19 protein-coding genes are annotated in these 18,541 nt (G+C 35.2%); all 19 read left to right on the top strand.

The window, feature by feature from the left end:
• The first annotated feature begins 54 nt into the window (after window positions 1-54).
• The 19 genes from rfbC (at window position 55) to Sdiek1_RS11210 (ending at window position 18,538) form a co-directional block, all read left to right on the top strand.
• Window positions 55-630, top strand: coding sequence for a dTDP-4-dehydrorhamnose 3,5-epimerase (rfbC, locus tag Sdiek1_RS11300; protein WP_087439209.1), 576 nt, complete (start codon window positions 55-57; stop codon window positions 628-630).
• Window positions 623-1,492: a dTDP-4-dehydrorhamnose reductase gene (gene rfbD, locus Sdiek1_RS11295; protein ID WP_087439208.1), complete on the top strand. Its 870-nt coding sequence runs from the start codon at window positions 623-625 to the stop codon at window positions 1,490-1,492. The genes rfbC and rfbD overlap by 8 nt, the downstream gene beginning before the upstream one ends.
• An 18-nt stretch (window positions 1,493-1,510) precedes the next feature.
• Window positions 1,511-2,284 carry a glucose-1-phosphate cytidylyltransferase gene (rfbF, locus tag Sdiek1_RS11290; RefSeq protein ID WP_087439207.1) on the top strand — a complete coding sequence of 258 codons (774 nt, stop codon included), beginning with the start codon at window positions 1,511-1,513 and terminating at the stop codon, window positions 2,282-2,284.
• Window positions 2,269-3,381 (top strand): CDP-glucose 4,6-dehydratase, encoded by a 1,113-nt coding sequence (gene rfbG / locus Sdiek1_RS11285; protein ID WP_238098952.1) that lies wholly within the window; start codon window positions 2,269-2,271, stop codon window positions 3,379-3,381. Before rfbF ends, rfbG begins: the two co-directional genes overlap by 16 nt.
• Window positions 3,378-5,129: a thiamine pyrophosphate-binding protein gene (locus Sdiek1_RS11280; protein WP_087439205.1), complete on the top strand. Its 1,752-nt coding sequence runs from the start codon at window positions 3,378-3,380 to the stop codon at window positions 5,127-5,129. The genes rfbG and Sdiek1_RS11280 overlap by 4 nt, the downstream gene beginning before the upstream one ends.
• Window positions 5,130-5,903 (top strand): NAD-dependent epimerase/dehydratase family protein, encoded by a 774-nt coding sequence (locus Sdiek1_RS11275; protein ID WP_238098951.1) that lies wholly within the window; start codon window positions 5,130-5,132, stop codon window positions 5,901-5,903.
• A 152-nt stretch (window positions 5,904-6,055) separates the two neighbouring features.
• Window positions 6,056-7,402 (top strand): lipopolysaccharide biosynthesis protein RfbH, encoded by a 1,347-nt coding sequence (gene rfbH / locus Sdiek1_RS11270; RefSeq protein WP_087439204.1) that lies wholly within the window; start codon window positions 6,056-6,058, stop codon window positions 7,400-7,402.
• Entirely contained in the window at window positions 7,396-8,703 is a 1,308-nt protein-coding gene (locus tag Sdiek1_RS11265; RefSeq protein WP_087439203.1) for an MATE family efflux transporter, read from the top strand. The genes rfbH and Sdiek1_RS11265 overlap by 7 nt, the downstream gene beginning before the upstream one ends.
• Entirely contained in the window at window positions 8,700-9,365 is a 666-nt protein-coding gene (locus Sdiek1_RS11260; protein ID WP_087439202.1) for a glycosyltransferase family 2 protein, read from the top strand. Before Sdiek1_RS11265 ends, Sdiek1_RS11260 begins: the two co-directional genes overlap by 4 nt.
• A gap of 299 nt (window positions 9,366-9,664) precedes the next feature.
• Window positions 9,665-10,525 (top strand): glycosyltransferase family 2 protein, encoded by an 861-nt coding sequence (locus tag Sdiek1_RS11255; protein WP_087439201.1) that lies wholly within the window; start codon window positions 9,665-9,667, stop codon window positions 10,523-10,525.
• Window positions 10,503-11,258 (top strand): glycosyltransferase family 2 protein, encoded by a 756-nt coding sequence (locus Sdiek1_RS11250; protein WP_087439200.1) that lies wholly within the window; start codon window positions 10,503-10,505, stop codon window positions 11,256-11,258. Before Sdiek1_RS11255 ends, Sdiek1_RS11250 begins: the two co-directional genes overlap by 23 nt.
• Window positions 11,255-12,193, top strand: coding sequence for a glycosyltransferase (locus Sdiek1_RS11245; protein WP_087439199.1), 939 nt, complete (start codon window positions 11,255-11,257; stop codon window positions 12,191-12,193). The genes Sdiek1_RS11250 and Sdiek1_RS11245 overlap by 4 nt, the downstream gene beginning before the upstream one ends.
• A gap of 123 nt (window positions 12,194-12,316) precedes the next feature.
• A complete protein-coding gene (locus Sdiek1_RS11240; RefSeq protein ID WP_226372190.1) occupies window positions 12,317-13,321 on the top strand; it encodes a glycosyltransferase family 4 protein in 1,005 nt (334 codons plus the stop codon).
• Between the two features lie 57 nt (window positions 13,322-13,378).
• Complete coding sequence (locus Sdiek1_RS15620; RefSeq protein WP_202819554.1) at window positions 13,379-13,564, top strand: sugar transferase; 186 nt, start codon at window positions 13,379-13,381, stop codon at window positions 13,562-13,564.
• The gene (locus Sdiek1_RS11230) at window positions 13,561-15,714 is read left to right on the top strand and encodes an STT3 domain-containing protein (RefSeq protein WP_087439198.1); all 2,154 of its coding nucleotides are present in this window, start codon (window positions 13,561-13,563) and stop codon (window positions 15,712-15,714) included. The genes Sdiek1_RS15620 and Sdiek1_RS11230 overlap by 4 nt, the downstream gene beginning before the upstream one ends.
• 153 nt (window positions 15,715-15,867) lie before the next feature.
• Window positions 15,868-16,773: a PDC sensor domain-containing protein gene (locus tag Sdiek1_RS11225; protein ID WP_087439197.1), complete on the top strand. Its 906-nt coding sequence runs from the start codon at window positions 15,868-15,870 to the stop codon at window positions 16,771-16,773.
• A complete protein-coding gene (gene hisH / locus Sdiek1_RS11220) occupies window positions 16,770-17,381 on the top strand; it encodes an imidazole glycerol phosphate synthase subunit HisH (RefSeq protein WP_087439196.1) in 612 nt (203 codons plus the stop codon). The genes Sdiek1_RS11225 and hisH overlap by 4 nt, the downstream gene beginning before the upstream one ends.
• The gene (gene hisA / locus Sdiek1_RS11215) at window positions 17,381-18,103 is read left to right on the top strand and encodes a 1-(5-phosphoribosyl)-5-[(5-phosphoribosylamino)methylideneamino]imidazole-4-carboxamide isomerase (RefSeq protein WP_087439195.1); all 723 of its coding nucleotides are present in this window, start codon (window positions 17,381-17,383) and stop codon (window positions 18,101-18,103) included. The genes hisH and hisA overlap by 1 nt, the downstream gene beginning before the upstream one ends.
• 69 nt (window positions 18,104-18,172) lie before the next feature.
• Entirely contained in the window at window positions 18,173-18,538 is a 366-nt protein-coding gene (locus tag Sdiek1_RS11210) for a chemotaxis response regulator CheY (protein WP_087439194.1), read from the top strand.
• The last annotated feature ends 3 nt before the right edge of the window (window positions 18,539-18,541 follow it).

The raw sequence follows: 18,541 nt of genomic DNA, 5'->3' as shown, positions 1-18,541 counted from the left end.
TTCATATGTCAAAGTGCGTGTTATGGGAAAAATGATACAAGAAAGAAGTAAGAGATGACATTTACGCGAACGAATATACCCGATGTGATCATAATAGAGCCCAAAGTGCATGGTGATGAGCGAGGGTACTTTGTAGAGACCTTCAGACAAGATCAGTTTGAAGAATTTGTAGGTTTCAAAGTGAATTTTTGTCAAGATAATGAATCACGAAGTCATCACGGTGTTTTGCGTGGACTTCATTATCAACTTTCACCTTTTGCTCAGTCAAAATTAGTTCGTGTCATTGATGGAAGAGTTCTGGATGTTGCTGTGGATATTCGTGTAGGGAGTCCGACATTTGGAAACTATGTGGCTGTTGAACTCAATGGTAAAAATAAAAAACAGATGTTTATTCCAAGAGGTTTTGCTCATGGTTTTGTTGTTCTAAGTGAAACCTGTACCTTTACCTATAAAGTCGATAACTATTATGCGCCTGAGTGTGATCGAGGAATTTCATTTAATGATCCAAAACTAGGTATTGATTGGCAACTGAGTGCAGATTTGTTTCAACTCTCCACTAAAGATACCCAACAACCTAAACTTGAAACTATGCATGAACTCTTTGAATATGGTGTAAATTACTATGCTTAATATCTTAGTGACAGGCTCGAATGGTCAATTAGGAAGTGAGATACAAGAACTTTCTTCCCATTTCCCCTATACATTTTTCTTTACATGTAAAGATCAACTTGATATTACGGAGAAACACACTATTGAGTCATTCGTTGAAAAAAATGCTATTCATGCCATTATTAATTGTGCAGCGTATACCGCAGTTGATAAAGCTGAAAATGAAGAAGCTTTAGCCGATAAAATCAATCATCAAGCAGTAAAGCATTTAGCAAGTATTGCAAAAGAAAAAAACATTAAACTGATTCATATCTCAACTGACTATGTCTTTGATGGTACGAGTTACAAGCCCTATCAAGAAATAGACACAACTAACCCAAAATCAGTTTATGGTAAAACTAAATTGGATGGAGAGAATGCACTTTTACAGGGTAATCTTCCAAACAGCATTATCATCCGTACTTCGTGGGTTTACAGTAGTTATGGTGCTAACTTCGTAAAGACGATGCTTCGTTTAGGAAAAGAAAAAGACGCTTTAGGTGTTATTTACGATCAAGTAGGAACGCCTACATATGCAAAAGATTTAGCAAAAGTGATTTTAGATATTTTGCCAAAAATCAACACTACTCAAACACAGATCTATAACTATTCTAATGAGGGTGTTGCAAGTTGGTATGATTTCGCACAAGAGATTATGCAGATGGCAAAGCTTACATGTAAAATCAACCCCATCGAAACTTCACAATATCCAACCCCAGCCAAACGACCTCATTATTCACTTTTAAATAAAGCAAAAATCAAAAATGAGTTTGGCATAGAAATTCCTTACTGGAAAAATAGTTTGGAAGAATGTTTGCATAAAATAAACGTTAATAATGAATAAATTATTTATGGAGATACAATGAAAGTCGTACTACTCGCAGGTGGATATGGAACACGCATAGCAGAAGAGACAGACATCAAACCAAAGCCGATGGTGGAAATTGGTGGTAAGCCAATTTTATGGCATATTATGAAGATTTATTCTCATCATGGTTTTAATGAGTTTGTAGTGCTTCTTGGGTATAAAGGCTATTACATTAAAGAGTATTTTGCAAATTATTTTCTTCACCAAAGTGATATAACCATTGACCTTCAAACCAACAGCATAGAAGTGCATAACAATACCAGCGAACCATGGAAAGTGACCCTTGTCGATACAGGGCTTGATACAATGACCGGAGGTCGTATTAAACGCGCTCAGAAGTATATAGGGAACGAGCCTTTTTTACTGACTTATGGAGATGGTGTAAGTGATATTGATATTGCAAAAACAGTAGCTTTTCATAAACAACATGGCAAAGCGCTTACAATGTCCGCTATTCAGCCAGAAGCTAGGTTTGGGAATCTTGCTATTGATGAGACACTGAATATCAAAAGTTTTATCGAAAAACCAAAAACAGAAGCAGGATGGATCAACGGAGGCTTTTTTGTCTGTTCTCCAAAAGTATTTGATTATATTGATGAAGATGAAAGTTGCATTTTTGAACAAGCTCCTTTACAAAATTTAGCCAAAGATGGTGAGATGTTTGCCTATAAACACGAAGGTTTTTGGCAACCCATGGACACGCTTCGCGATAACCAAAAGCTCAATAAACTCTGGAAAGAAAATAAAGCTCCATGGAAAGTCTGGTAATGCAACATCTTTTTGGAGGCATCTACAAAGATAAAACTGTCTTAGTCACAGGACATACGGGCTTTAAAGGTTCATGGCTTGTTTATTGGCTCAAACTTATGGGAGCAAAAGTTATAGGTTATTCTTTGGAAGCGCCTACCCATCCGAATCATATAGCATTGCTTGATCTTGATATTATTTCTATTATTGGTGATATTCGAGACTTAGAAACATTAGATAAAACATTTGCAACGTATAAGCCCGATATCGTATTTCATTTAGCTGCGCAAGCATTGGTCAGACCTTCTTATGCAAATCCAATAGAAACCTATGAAACCAATGTGATAGGAACGCTTAAAGTCTTTGAAGCATGTCGTAAACATCAGGTTAAAGCGATTGTAAATATCACGAGTGATAAAGCCTATGAGAATAAAGAGTGGATTTGGGGATACCGGGAGAATGACCCGATGGGTGGGTATGACCCTTACAGCGCTTCAAAGGGATGTGCAGATTTACTAGCAAGTTCATATCGAAACTCCTATTTTAATATCAATGACTATAAAAAATCACATCAAACGCTTTTAGCAACATGTCGAGCAGGGAATGTGATTGGTGGTGGAGATTGGGCTCAAGATAGACTGATGAGTGATATTATACTTTCTGTCTCTCAAAGCAAAAAAGTAAGTATCCGCAACCCAAAAGCAACCAGACCATGGCAACACGTGCTTGAGCCTCTTAGTGGCTATTTGCAGGTGGGACAAAAACTGCTTGAAGAAAAAGTGGAGTTTGGTGAAGCTTGGAACTTTGGACCGAGTGATGAAGGAAGCATTTGTGTCGAAGAAGTTGTTTTACATGTAAAGCAGCATTGGGATAAAATTGACTATGAGATCAATCGTGATCCAAATCAACTTCATGAAGCAAATCTTTTAAAGCTCGATTGTTCAAAAGCGCATATAAAGCTTCATTGGAAAGATGTATGGGATAGTGAGAAAACGTTTGAGAAAACTGTCAAATGGTATAAAGCCTTTTACGAAAACAGTAAAATTTTGAGTCAAGAAGATTTGGAAAGTTATATTGCTGATGCAAAAGCAAAAAATATAGCATGGACTATCAAATGAAAGCATCTGATTATATTGTGCAGTTTTTAGTTGATCAAGGCATTGACAAAGCTTTTGGATATATTGGCGGAGCCGTTGCTCATCTCTATGATTCGCTTGATAAAAATAAAGCGATTGAAATTATCAATACGATTCATGAACAAGGTGCAGGGTTTGCCGCTGAGGGATATGCCCGTGTCACTGGGAAAACAGGTGTGGCAACAGCAACAAGTGGTCCTGGTGCAACGAACCTGATAACGCCGATTGGAAGTTGCTTTTTTGATTCAATTCCTACCCTCTTTATCACGGGACAGGTCAATACGTATGAATACAAATACGATACACCTGTAAGGCAGATAGGTTTTCAAGAGACGGATATTGTCAGTATCGTTAAGCCTATTACAAAATATGCGGTTATGATTGATACGATTCAAAGCCTTCGTTATGAACTTGAAAAAGCTTATTTCTTGACACAAAATGGCAGGAAAGGTCCTGTCCTTATCGATATCCCAATGAATATTCAACGGACTGATTTCAATCCATCCGAGCAAAAATCTTTTTTTGAGAGTGATGAATATCAAACGATGTGTATTCATGATGATAATGTTGATTTTGAAAAAATTGTAGAAATGCTAAAAATATCTCAGCGTCCAATTGTGTTGATAGGTGGGGGAAGTCGCCTTTCTTCCTTAGCACCAGAAGCCATTAATCACTTGTTGAAAAAATCCAATTTGCCAGTTGTTTACTCGCTGATGGGAAAAGATGTCATTAAAGACGGTTATAAATATAACTTTGGACTCATTGGCTCTTACGGAAATCGATATAGTAATTTAGCACTAGCCAATGCTGATTTGATTGTAGTATTAGGCTCTCGCCTTGATACACGACAAACGGGTACTGATTTAAAAACGTTTGCAAGAGAAGCAAAGATTATACAAGTCGATATAGATGCTAATGAGTTAGGTTCAAAAATCAAGGCAGATATCGCTTTGCATTGTGATATTGCTGATTTTATCAACCAATTATCGCACTATGATTTTAGACTGAATTTTGATCAATGGCTTGAAAAACTTATCGGATATAAACAAAAATATTCATCAACGACTGGCATTGATGGCAAAGCAAAAATACCGAATCAAATCATTAAATGTATTGCTCAATCTTCTTCTGATAATGACATAATTTGTGTTGATGTGGGACAACATCAAATGTGGGTTGCTCAGTCCTTTGATACCAAAGTAGACCAACGTGTTCTTTTTTCAGGTGGCATGGGAGCTATGGGTTTTGCCTTGCCAACAGCTATTGGAGCAACGATTGCTACAGGTAAAAGAGCTCTTGTGATTGCAGGGGATGGTGGATTTCAGATGAATATTCAAGAATTAGAAGTTATCAAAAGAAGAAATTTACCTATTAAAATATTTATTATGAACAATGCCAATCTCGGTATGGTCAGACAATTTCAAGAAATTTATTTTGAAAAGAGATATATTGGTACTCAAAAAGATTACAGTGTTCCCAACTTCGCAAGCATAGCAAGCGCTTATGGACTCAAAAGTAGTACAGTTTCGACCATGGAAGAGATTTCTCACAAAATTCAAGAAACACTCTTAAGCGATGAGGCAGAAGTTATTAATATTTGTCTGCAAGAACAGATGACGACGGTTGAGCCAAAACTCATTGTCAATAAACCTATTGAAGATATGTACCCTTTTTTAGACAGAAAAGAATTAAATGCCCAAATGATTATCACTCCTTTGGATAAAGAGTAAATGAATATTTTTATCACAGGTGTTAGCGGTTTTATAGGCTCCCATCTTAAAGAATACCTATTTTCAAAATATCATAACCATACACTTTTTACACCATCCAGCAAAGAGCTTGATTTAAGTGATGAGCCTGCAGTTGATAGGTATATTCATGAGCACAAAATTGATGTAATTGTGCATACTGCCAATCGTGGTGGTGGACGTGATACGACTGATATGAAAAACGTTACAGAGTATAATTTACGCATTTTTTTCAATATTGCCAAACATGAAAAAAATGTAATAAAAATTATCTCTTTTGGCAGTGGGGCCGAGTATGGCAAGCATAAGCCCATTGTTCATGCAAAAGAAGAAGATTATTTAGAAGCATTACCACTTGATGAATATGGATTTTATAAGTCTATTACGTCGCACTATATTGAAAGATCTGATAATATAGTGCAGTTGCGTATTTTTGGGGCATACGGTGAGTATGAAAATTATCGTTATAAGTTTATATCAAATGCAATCGTTAAAAACCTTTTGCACTTACCTATAACCATCAATAAAAATGTCTATTTTGACTATATTTATAGTGATGATTTAGTTAAAATGATCGACTTTTTTATCCATAATGATGTTAGAGAGAAGATTTATAATGTAACGACAGGAACCAAAGTAGACCTTTTCACCTTAGCAAATTTGGTGAATGAAGTCAGTGATTTTCATTCCGATATAAGAGTTGTCAATGAAGGACTCAATAACGAATATACTTCGAATAATGAGCGTTACTTTTAAAAGAGCTTGGAGATTTTCAGTTTACAATCTCATAAAAATGCAATAGCAAAGATGAGATGTTATTTTCAAGAGAATTTAGATAAATTAGATACCAAAATAATCAAAGAAGATCCGTATCTAAACGCAATAGATACAATGTGGAAAGGGAAATGATGACTCAAGAAGAACAATTAAAACAAGAGATTTTAGATAAAACAAAAGAATATTATGAACTTGTGCATAAAAAAAATCAAACTAAGCCGTTTGTAGCAGGAGAAAGTCGCGTTAATTATGCAGGGCGCGTCTTTGATGAAAAAGAGATGATGAACCTTGTCGATAGCTCGCTTGATTTTTGGTTGACATATGGGGATTACTCTAAAAAGTTTGAAAAAGAGTTAGCAAAGTTTTTACATGTAAGATGGGCGTTCTTAGTTAATAGTGGCAGTTCTGCCAATTTGTTGGCTTTTTATGCACTCACTTCACCACTGCTCAAAGAGCGACAAGTCAAACGAGGCGATGAAGTCATCACGGTAGCGGCAGGTTTTCTAACAACTGTAGCTCCTATTGTTCAATACGGTGCCGTACCTGTCTTTGTCGATATGGAACTTAAACATTTTAACATTGATGTAACACAGTTAGAACAAGCACTGAGTCCCAAAACAAAAGCGGTGATGATAGCGCATACCCTTGGTAATCCTTTTGATATCAAAGCCGTCAAAGCCTTTTGTGATAAACACAACCTTTGGCTTATTGAAGATAACTGTGATGCCCTTGGCTCTATGTATGATGGTAAACCTACAGGCACATGGGGTGACATTGGAACGAGTAGCTTTTACCCACCACATCACATGACTATGGGTGAGGGCGGAGCCACCTATACCGACAATCCACTGCTTAAAAAGATTATGCTCTCCATGCGTGATTGGGGAAGAGATTGTTGGTGTGAAAGTGGCGTGGATAATACGTGTGGATGTCGTTTTACCCAACAATTTGGCAGTTTGCCAAAAGGGTACGATCATAAATACGTTTATAGCCATTTTGGCTTTAACCTTAAAGCAACGGATATGCAAGCAGCCGTTGGGTGTGCACAACTAGAGAAATTTCCAAGTTTTGTGGAAAAACGAAAAGAGAATTTTAAAAAGCTTTACAATGGACTTAAAGACATTCAAGAGTTAATGTTAGTAGAAGCACAAATACAGAGTGATCCCAGTTGGTTTGGATTTATGATGACCCTGACAAAAGAAGCAAAATTCACAAGAAATGATCTTGTTGAATACTTGGAAAACAACAACATTCAAACACGAAATCTTTTTGCGGGAAATATGCTACGACATCCCCTATTTGAGTCACTTGAAAAAGATAAAGACTATAGATCTGTAGGTTTACTTCCCAATACCGATAAGATCATGAACGATAGTTTTTGGATTGGACTTTACCCTGGAATGGGCGATGAAGCAATCGACTATATGATTGAGATTATCAAGAATTTTCTTATTACAAAAAAAGGGTATTTTTGTTAAAAACTCTTTTAAGCCATGATTTTCGTCATACTGCTATAAATCAGATATGGCGGTTGTTTTCTGGTCCTTTAATGCTTATACTAATACCATTATACTTGAGTGCAGAGGCACAAGGGTATTGGTATACATTTGTCAGTTTGGCTGCATTAGCAATTTTTGCTGATATGGGGTTTTCGACGATATTGCTTCAATTTTCTGCTCATGAATTTGCGCATTTAAAGTTTGAAGAAAATAAAACTTTATCTGGTAATCAACATTATTTAGAAAGAATAGCTACTTTATTTAGGTTTTCTATGAAATGGTCTATCCGCATGGGATGCTTAGCTTTTCCTATCATTTTAATAGTCGGTTTTATAATATTAAATGAAAAAAAAACAGATGTGATGTGGGTAATTCCATGGATAGTTTATGGCATTGCTTCTATTTTTGTATTTATAAACAGTATGCTACTTTCTTTTATAGAAGGGTGCAATAGTGTTGGAGAAGTTCAAAAAATTCGTTTTCTTATCTCTTTTATTACATCTCTTTCTACAGCGATACTTCTTGTTCTCGGTTTAAAACTATATGCTTTAGCAATTTCTTTGGTTATTGGAGCATCCAGTGGCACGATAATTATTTTTTATAGATATAAATATATGTTAAAGCAATGTTTTGTTTTAAGTAAAGATATTGTACATGATTGGGAAAAAGATATTTTGCCTTTGGTGGGAAGATATGCGGTAAGTTGGATAAGTGGATATTTTATCTTTTTTTCTTTTACACCAATTGCCTTTCATTATTATGGGGTGGTTGAAGCAGGACAAATTGGATTTAGTATTGCAATGTGTACGGCAATTTTCGGGATAGCAAATATATGGATGACAGTAATAACGCCTAAGACAAATATGTATGTAGCCCATAAAGACTATGATACACTAAATTCTATCTTTACCCGACATTTAATTTTAGCAGTTATTACATATCTCTTGAGTGTGGGTACGCTATTTATCATAGTGCTATTTCTGAAAGATATCTTACCATTTGCAAATAGGCTGGTAAGCCCTTTTTCTCTCAGTATCATAACTTTAGGATGGTTATTTCAAATTATCATAAATGGGTATGCTATGTATATGCGAGCTCACAAAGAAGAGCCATTGATGCTCTCATCATTTGTGACAGGCGTATATATAGTTATAACCACTTTATTTGTTGCTATGTATTTGCCGTTTGAGTATTTTTTCTTAGGATTCTTGAGTAGTTATATATGGGGTATTCCTTGGGTGTTAATAATTTTTAGAAAATATAGAGGTGGGAAAAATTGATATATAATAGTCTCTTGTCTATTGTGGTTCCAACATACAATCGTGCTGATTTTCTTGATTATTGCCTTGAATTTCATATTCCATTAGCAAGAGAATACAATATACAAATCTTTATATCTGATAATGCATCGACAGACAATACTAGAGAAATAGTTTCAAAATGGATGAAGGAATATCCGTTATTAAAGTATCACCAAAATGCATCTAATGTAGGGCCTGATAGAAATTTTGAAATTGGACTAAAATTGCCAGATACTGAATATATTTGGTTGTTGGGAGATACGTATCAAATCCCAAGTAATGGTATTGAATACTTTTTAAGACTTTTTCCCGAAAACAATAAATACGAAGTAATTATTTGTAATGTAGAAAATCGTGTTTTAAATATACCATCTCAACGATATAAAAATCCTAATAAACTTCTTAATGACTTAGGGTGGCATCTAACTTGCTTATCAAGCTTAATTTATAGTTCTAGACTTGTTGCCCAAGCTGATTTTGAACGTTATTATAATACTTCTTTTATTCAGACAGGGATTATATTTGAGTATATAGCAGAAAAGAATTTTACAATTTATTGGAGTGATAGTATTTCTGTGATGGGGATAAACGATACTCGTTTAAAAAAAAAGAGGATGGACACAAGAGGCGTGTGTTTTTGATATTGCTTGTGTTGCTTGGTCCAATTTTATTTTTTCTCTGCCATGTAAATATGATTTACATGTAAAATTAAAGTGTATTTTAGATCATGGAACAAAATCTAATATTTTTTCTTTTAATAACTTGCTGTTTCTTCGAAGTATGAATATATTAAACTATAAAACTTATAAACAATACTCTTATATTTTCCCTTTTACAATATCATATTCAAAATACATTATCGTATTTATCAGCTTACTTCCACGGAAAACATATAATTTTTTAAGATTTTTTTGGCGATTTTTGAAAAGGAATAAGTAATATGAATCCAATTTCTGCAATCATCGTGTTGTATAATCCAAATTCAACAATAATAAACAATATTCAAAGTTATATTAATAACGTTTCTAAACTTTATGTTGTTGATAATTCAGATGTTATTAATAGACAATTTGTTGATAGTCTTGCACAATTTAAAAATTTAATCTATATTAATAACAGTGGGAATCAAGGTATAGCACATGCTTTGAACGTTGGGGCTAAATTAGCCATTAAAGACGGTGCTTCTTGGCTTTTGACTATGGATCAAGACAGTAGATTTGAAGGTAATAATTTAGAAAATTTAATTCAATGTGCTTTACACTGCGATATTACTTCTATAGGTATAATGTCTCCCGTACATGTACTAGAACATTCTATAAATAAACCCGTCCAAATTCAAAAGGTATCTGAAACCTTTGATGTAATGACTTCTGGGAATTTGCTTAATCTTCATATTTATCAAAAGATAGGTGAGTTTATTAATGAATTGTTTATTGATGCCGTAGATCAAGAATATTGTTTAAGATTGCGACATAATCGTTACAAAATATTGTTGTGTGAATTTGCACTATTAGAACATTGCTTAGGTGATCTTAGGGAGGTTAAGTTAGGGTTTAAATCTATTCGCTATTCTAATCATAGTCCCATAAGAAGATACTACATAACACGAAATCGGCTCTACCTTTTTCAAAAATATTTTTGGGAGTTTCCATTATTTGGATTTAAAATCATAAAATGGATTATCTTTGAATGGATTAAGATTATAGTTCTTGAAAAAGATAAAATAGCTAAAAATAAAGCTACACTAGAAGGAATTAGAGATTTTTTTAGAGGGAAATATGGCAAATATTGCTCCAAGTAGTTCTACAATCGATATATTAATGGCCACATATAATGGAGAAAAATACCTTTCTGAACAATTTGATTCTATTGTAAATCAGACTTATAAAGATTGGAAATTAATTATTCATGATGATGGCTCAATCGACAATACTGTATATATTATAAAAGAATATATGTTACAGTATCCGGAAAAGATTATATTAATTGATGATGATATTTGTACGGGTGAAGCAAAAAATAATTTTGCATATTTGATGCAGTTTTCATCGTCTCCATATATTACATTGTGTGATCAAGATGATGTATGGTTCCCTTATAAGCTCGCAACGATCATTCCTTTACTCCAAAAATATGACTTAGTGATGAGTGATGTAATAATCGTGGATGAAGTTAAGCATCTTTTAAATGACTCTTTTTATAAACTCAATCATTCTAAAAGAGGATTTTTGAACAATCTTCTGCATAATTCTTATATTGGATGTGCTATGGCATTTAATCGCAAAATATATGAGAGAGCCATGCCTATACCAACGAATATACCTATGCATGATTGGTGGATTGGATTGATTTCAGAAATTTTTGGTTCAGTTGTTTTCACTAATGATAAATTGATGTATTATAGACGTCATACTACAAACGCTTCTCAGACAAGTGAAAAATCCAAGTACTCAATTTTCAAAAAAATTAGCTTTAGGGGAATTATAGTGTATTATATTATTTTACGTTGTATTAGGCAGTTTATAATACGATGATAAAACAAAATAAAATAGCCATTTTATTAGCTGCTTATAATGGTAAACAATACATTCAAGAGCAAATCGGCAGCATTCTAAATCAAAAAAATGTTGAGGTAATGATTTTTATTAGCATTGATCCTTCGACTGATGGAACAAGAGAGCTTTTAGAAGCTACTTATTGCACCAATCCATATGTTGCTATTTTAAACGATGTTGGTAAATTTGGAGGTGCCGCAAAAAACTTCTTTCGTCTTATTCGTGATGTTGATTTTACGCCGTATGATTTTATTGCTTTTGCAGATCAGGATGATATTTGGTACCAAGATAAGTTAAGTCACGCAATCCAAAAATTAAATGAAACAAAATCTGATGGATATTCTAGCAATGTCTTAGCCTTTTGGGAAGATGGACGTGAAAAGTTGATTGTCAAGTCGCAGCCACAATGTCAGTATGACTATTTGTTTGAAGCAGCAGGTCCTGGATGTACTTATGTAATGACGCAGTCATTAGCAAAAAAGATTCAGCAATGTGCAATAGATCAAAAAGAAGCCATGAATTATGTATGGTATCATGATTGGTTTTGTTATGCATTTGCTCGTGCCAATGGCTATACATGGGTCATCGATGAAAAACCGAGCATGCGGTATCGCCAACATAGCGATAATGAAGTCGGTGCAAACTATGGATGGAAAGCATTTTTGCATCGTTTTCAAAAAGTTTTATACGGTGGAGCACTTGAGCAAGCAAGAGATATAGCTTTTTTAATAGGTATGAAAGATTCTTCTTTTGTGAAAGAATGGCATGCACTGACTCGATGGAGCTTTATAAAACTAGTTTTTCATGCACCTCAATGTAGGCGAAAAACTAAAGATAAAGTTTTGTTTTTTATTGCGTGTTTAATTTTAGCGACATTAGTATCTAAACGTTGTGATTTTTTACAAGTACAATGAGGTAGAAGGCATAGCCAACCTTCTATAAGTATCCTCAAAAGATTTTTTAGCCTTTATTAAAAAAACTAAAGTATTAAATGGGTATGATAAAGTATTTTATTGTCTATATAAGAGAGGGTATAATTGAATTTTTTTAATGTATGTGTCTTTGTGAGTGTTTTTTTGGTATCAACAATCCTTTCATTTATGCTAGTGAAATATAAAGATATTATTTGTATTTTAGATGAACCTAATGCACGAAGTTATCATACTGTAGTTATTCCTCGCAGCGGGGGTGTGGGTATTTTTATAGCGTTTATACTAGGAGTGCTTTTATTAGACATTGCCCATGATTATTGGTTTTTTCTTCCATTATTTATTATATTTGCACTAGGGTTGTATGATGATATCAATCCTCTTTCCTCTAAAAAAAAGCTTCTAATAACTTTTTTGTCTTCTATACTTTTATTTTATTTAGGTTTTGATATAGACAAATATGGATGTTTTGTTGGCTATGACATTATTTTGCCTACTTGGATTTCGTGTCTATTTTTTGGTATTGCATGTGCTGGGTTTATCAATTCTATCAACTTGATCGATGGTTTAGATGGTTTGGCATCTTTGGTATCACTAGTTATTCTTTGTGCATTTGCTTATTTAGGGTTTCGTTGGCATGATGATTTTTTATTTGGTGTCGCCTTAGTGTTAATGTCTGCCATATTAGGTTTTCTCATTTTTAATTGGCATCCAGCTAAAATTTTTATGGGTGATTCAGGTAGTTTAACATTGGGATTTATCATTGTTATTCTTTCCGTTTATTCTATTAAACAGAGTTACATTACAGCAGTGTCTGTGCTATTACTGGCTGCAATACCTATCTTAGATACACTTATTGTAATGGTTAGAAGAATTGTCAATAAGCAAAATCCCTTCAAAGCGGATCAAACACATATGCACCATATTGTGCTTAAGCAGCAAAATAGGCATGTGGTTCAGACAGTGATGTTAATAGGTATATGGCAAATACTATTTACCTATATAGGCTTAGGATTTAAAGTAAGAGATGATTCCTATATCCTTGTTCTATTTATACTTTGTTTTGTCTTTTTTTATTTTAGCCTAACACCAAAAAAAATAAGAAAAAATTAATATGTGTGCAAATGCACAACAATAATATCAGTTAAATAAAATTAGCAAATATAGTGATTGTTTTACGGCTGTAAAACTAGATATGACAGGACTCTAGCAAGCAAGTGGGCGCACAATGACATTGAGTATGACGAGAGAATCCAGCTTGATGTTTGGTATGTTCGCAACTGGTCGATAGAACTTGATATACAAATCTTAATTAAAACCATTTTAGTCGTTCTTAGTAGAAAGGGAAGTTATTGAACACACTCAACCAAAATCATTTACGCCTTGTAGGGCTCATAATTTTTGCTTTTATTTTTAGCTTTAGTATACGTTTGATTTGGGTTTATCAATTTAATGATTTTGAGAGTTTCAAGTTTGCTGGGCAGTTTATGATCAATACCAACGATGGGTATTACTGGGCTGAAGGTGCTAGAGATTTATTAGGTGGTTTTACTAAGCAACATGATCTTTCTCCGATTACCGAAGCAGCGTCATGGCTTACCTACGTCGTAGCGAAGGTATTGCCTTTTTCTTTTGAAACAATTATATTTTATATGCCAGCCGTACTTGGATCGTTAATCGTTATTCCTATTATCTTGATTGCCTCTAATTTAAAAATGATAGAAGTCGGTTTTTTAGCAGCGCTTCTAGCCTCGATTGCGGTAAGTTATTACAATCGAACAATGGTAGGGTACTATGACACGGATATGCTCACTATTGTATTGCCAACATTCCTCTTGTGGTCATTGATTTTAGCACTCCGTACGAAAGAAGAGAAATACCTTTTAATCACTGCTTTAGAAATTATTGCTTATCGCTGGTGGTATCCGCAAAGCTACTCATTAGAATTTTCTTATTTTGGATTGATTTTGGCGTATGCTTTAATCTTTGATCGCAAAAATCTGTTTAATTTCAAGCTTTTAACGATTATGCTTTTTGCAATGATGGGCTTACCAAGTACCATACGATTGTTGATTGTCATTGGCGTTTATATCAGTTTTAAACACGAAAGATTAAAACAGTACGTATGGTATTTCTTAGCAGCGGCAGGAGCGCTTTTCCTCTTCAGTGGAGGACTAGATCCTATTTGGCTTAGACTTAAACTTTATGTTTTTAAAGATGCAATAGAAACAAGCAAGGATATTTTACCATTGCATTTTTTTTCCGTGATGCAAACGGTTCGTGAAGCTGGTCAAATTGATTTTGTAACCTTTGCTGAACGCATTAGTGGACATACGATTACTTTCCTACTCTCTCTTGTTGGCTATGTCTTAATGGCCAAAAAATACCCTGTAATACTTTTAGGCCTTCCCCTTTTAGGGCTTGGGTTTTTGGCCCTTTGGGGCGGACTTCGCTTCACGATTTATGCAGTTCCCGTATGTGCATTAGGTGTGTCGTATCTACTTTTTACATGGAGTGCTTATATCACCCAATTGTTTGTGAATGAAAAGCTTGGAAGCATTGTTAAATCAAGTTTTGTGATTCTCTCAAGCCTAGGGATTTTATATCCAAATCTTTTGCATATTATTGAATATCGTGTACCCACAGTGTTTAACAAAACAGAAGTAGAACAACTGGATTCACTTAGAAAAATAGCGGATCGAGAAGACTATATTGTTGCATGGTGGGATTATGGGTATCCTATTCGTTATTATACAGATGCAAAAACCTTGATAGATGGAGCAAAACATGATGGGAATGTTAATTTCCCTGTAAGCTTTATGTTAACTAACCCCCAAGAGAGTGCAGCAAGGCTAGCACGACTTGAAGTTGAATATACGGAAAAAGCATTTTTAGTGGCAGAGCAAAATGAGACAAAAGCTAAAAATGAGCAGAAAAAAATCATGAACAACACGGCTCAAATGACATTAGATTATGGTTTTCATGATGCGAATGACTTTCTGGATGCTTTGCAAACACCTCTCTCAATGCCTGCTAAAACACGTGAAATCTATTTTTATCTGCCTTACCGTATGTTGAGCATTTTCCCAACGGTGGCGCAGTTTAGTAATCTGGATGTCATGAGTGGCAAAATGGTACGTCAGCCCTTCTTTTTTCAGACAAATCGTTTTAAAGATAATGGTACAACGCTAGATTTTAGCAGTGGTCTTGTACTGGATAAAGCTAAAGGCGTATTAAAACTTGGGGCACAGGATATTCCTATTAAATATTTTATTCAAACATCGTATACACCAGAATTTAAATTTGTCAAAGAACAAACGATGATCCATTCAGATGGTGTTTTCTCAATTATCTATATGCAAGCCTACAATACGTTTCTGATTCTGGATGAATCGATGTTTAATTCGACCTATATTCAACTTTTTGTATTAGAAAATTATGATGAACGATTTTTCGAGCCGATTAGTTTAGAGGCATATGCTAAAGTGTATCGGCTCAAAATTTAGCTAAAATAATAAAGTTTTTGCAAAAACTAAAAGCATCAAGGATGTGCGAGCTTTCCGCTGAGGAAAACTCAGTGTTAACGTAGTTTTGAAAGCTTTGCTTTCAAAGCGTGTTAGTTCTGCAAGAAATTGAATAAAAAAAAGAAAAGGCCTGATATGATTATTCGTGAAATTCAGCAGTTTGCTGAGGTTAGGACAAGGGCAAGGGCATATTTATGCTATCTGTTTACGCGCAATATTCCTAATCGTATGCCTGAACCAAACCTAGATGTCATTACGGCAAGTCTTGATAAAATTGTCCATGAAGTCGAAGAGTTCGAAGCACTTTATTTACTTGACCAATCCGGTAATCAAGTCATCAATAATATTACAGATGATCCACATCGTAAAGGTGGTTTGGGGCAAAATCGTAGTGGAAAGTCCTATTATTACCGTGCAGTACGTGAAAAACGCTGTGTGTTAAGTGATCCGTATCCTTCAACCTTGACCAACGATTTAACGGTTACGGCTTCGTATCCTATTTATGATGAGCAAGGTATCCTAAAATTCATTGCTTGTATTGATGTCTCTTTGGAGCATATTCTTAAAATTGCCCACCCATCATCATTACAGTCTGCTTTTGGAAAAACATCTCAATTGATTTACACTATTTTTTCACTCTCTCTCTTGGCAATTGCGCTGTTATTACTCTTTAATGGGATGCGCAGTCTTTTTATGCACGGACTTGAGTTTAATCTTCTTGATATTAAAGCGATGTTTGAATCCACCATTTTAATTACCCTTTCCTTAGCGATTTTTGATCTGGTGAAAACGATTTTTGAAGAGGAAGTTTTAGGGCGGAATGAGCGAGATGACAGTGGCGGTATGCATAAAACGATGGTACGTTTTTTAGGCTCTATTATCATTGCTCTTGCCATTGAAGCCTTAATGCTTGTCTTTAAATTCGCGATTATCGATGCGGCACACATTGTCTATGCGGTCTATCTGATTGGCGGTGTGACAATGCTTCTTTTTGGACTCGCGTTTTATCTTAAATCCATACCTCAAAAGAGAGATTCATGATAGGATTGATTGATTACAATATGGGAAACCTCAGGAGTGTCACCAATGCGTTTGAAAAGCTTGGTGTTGCCATTGAGATTGTCAAAGATGCAGAGGCTGTATCGAAATTTGATAAGATTATTTTACCCGGAGTGGGTGCTTTTAAAGATGCGATGGGCTGCCTTAAAGAGCGAAATCTTGATGAAGCCGTGAGATCCTTTGCTACTTCTGGTAAACCGCTTTTAGGCATTTGCCTTGGGATGCAACTGTTATTTGAAAGCAGTGTTGAGTTTGGTGAGTGTGCAGGACTTGGGCTGATTGAAGGAGAGATCGTAAAGTTTGATACCTCTCGTTTTGATCAACGTCTTAAAGTCCCTCATATGGGCTGGAATCAATTACATGTAAAAAAAGAGACCCCTTTGTTTAAAGGGATGCCAGAGTCATTTTATCTCTATTTTGTACACAGTTTTCATGCACGCTGTGATGATCAATACACCATTGGTACAACAACTTATGGGTATGACTTCCCCAGTGCGGTACAAAAAAAGAATGTGTTTGGTTTTCAGCCGCACCCTGAGAAGTCACACGCCAATGGATTGGCAATTTTAAAGAATTTTGTGGAGTTGTAATGGATATTTTACCAGCGATTGATCTCAAAGATGGCAAAGCCGTACGCCTAACCAAAGGGCTGATGGAAAGTGCTAAAATTTATTCCAATGAGCCATGGAAAGTGGCAAAAGTATTTGAAACAATGGGCTCAAAATGGGTGCATTTGGTGGATTTAAACGGTGCTTTTGCGGGAGAGCCAAAAAACCTTGAGCAGATTGAAAAAATTCGTCAAAACTGTCACTTGAAATTAGAGCTTGGTGGTGGTATCCGCGATGAAGAGACGATTCGCCGTTATGTGGATTTAGGCATTGATCGCGTTATTTTAGGCTCCATCGCTTTGAAAAATCCCGCTTTTGTGAAAGAGATGGCTCAAAAATACCGTGTTGTGGTGGGTATTGATGCTATTGATGGTTATGTCGCGGTAGAAGGTTGGGCTGAAAAATCCACCATGAAAGCAACGGACCTTGCACGTGCTTTTGCTGATGTTGGAGTCGAAGCCATCATTTGCACCGATGTGGGACGTGATGGAATGCTCAGTGGCGTAAATCTTGAGTTTACACTTTCAATTGCTGAAGCTTCAGGCATTGCCACAATTGCGAGTGGAGGATTAAAGAATTTAGACGATATTATAACGTTGAAACAGAGCCAAAAGGTTGCTGGTGTTATCGTAGGAAAAGCGTTTTATGAAGGAAGTTTAGATTTGCGCGAAGCGTTTACGTATATCGCTAAAGAAACGCTTTAAACTAAGTTCAAACTAAACTAGGTTAGAATTTAACCAATAGCAATAACTTAACGACAAAAAGGAGTGACATTGAAGCTGCTTGTAGTAGATGATAGCTCGACAATGCGCCGTATTATAAAAAACACACTGCAGAGATTAGGGTTTGATGATGTTTTAGAAGCTGAACATGGTGTTGAAGCTTGGCAAATTATGGAAAGAACACCTGATATTAATGTATTGATTACTGATTGGAACATGCCTGAGATGAATGGTTTAGAACTGGTTCGCAAAGTCAGAGCAGAAAAAAAATATGAGAATATGCCGATCATTATGGTAACAACGGAAGGCGGTAAGGCTGAAGTTATTACAGCGCTCAAAGCAGGTGTTAATAACTATATCGTTAAACCTTTTACCCCTCAAGTTCTTAAAGAAAAACTCGAGGATGTTTTAGGCTAATTT

Origin of the sequence: Sulfurospirillum diekertiae (assembly GCF_002162315.1) — a bacterium.
In the GTDB taxonomy this organism is placed as follows: Bacteria; Campylobacterota; Campylobacteria; order Campylobacterales; family Sulfurospirillaceae; genus Sulfurospirillum.
Note: the sequence above shows the minus strand (reverse complement) of the source record. Positions and strands in the feature narration are given on the sequence as shown.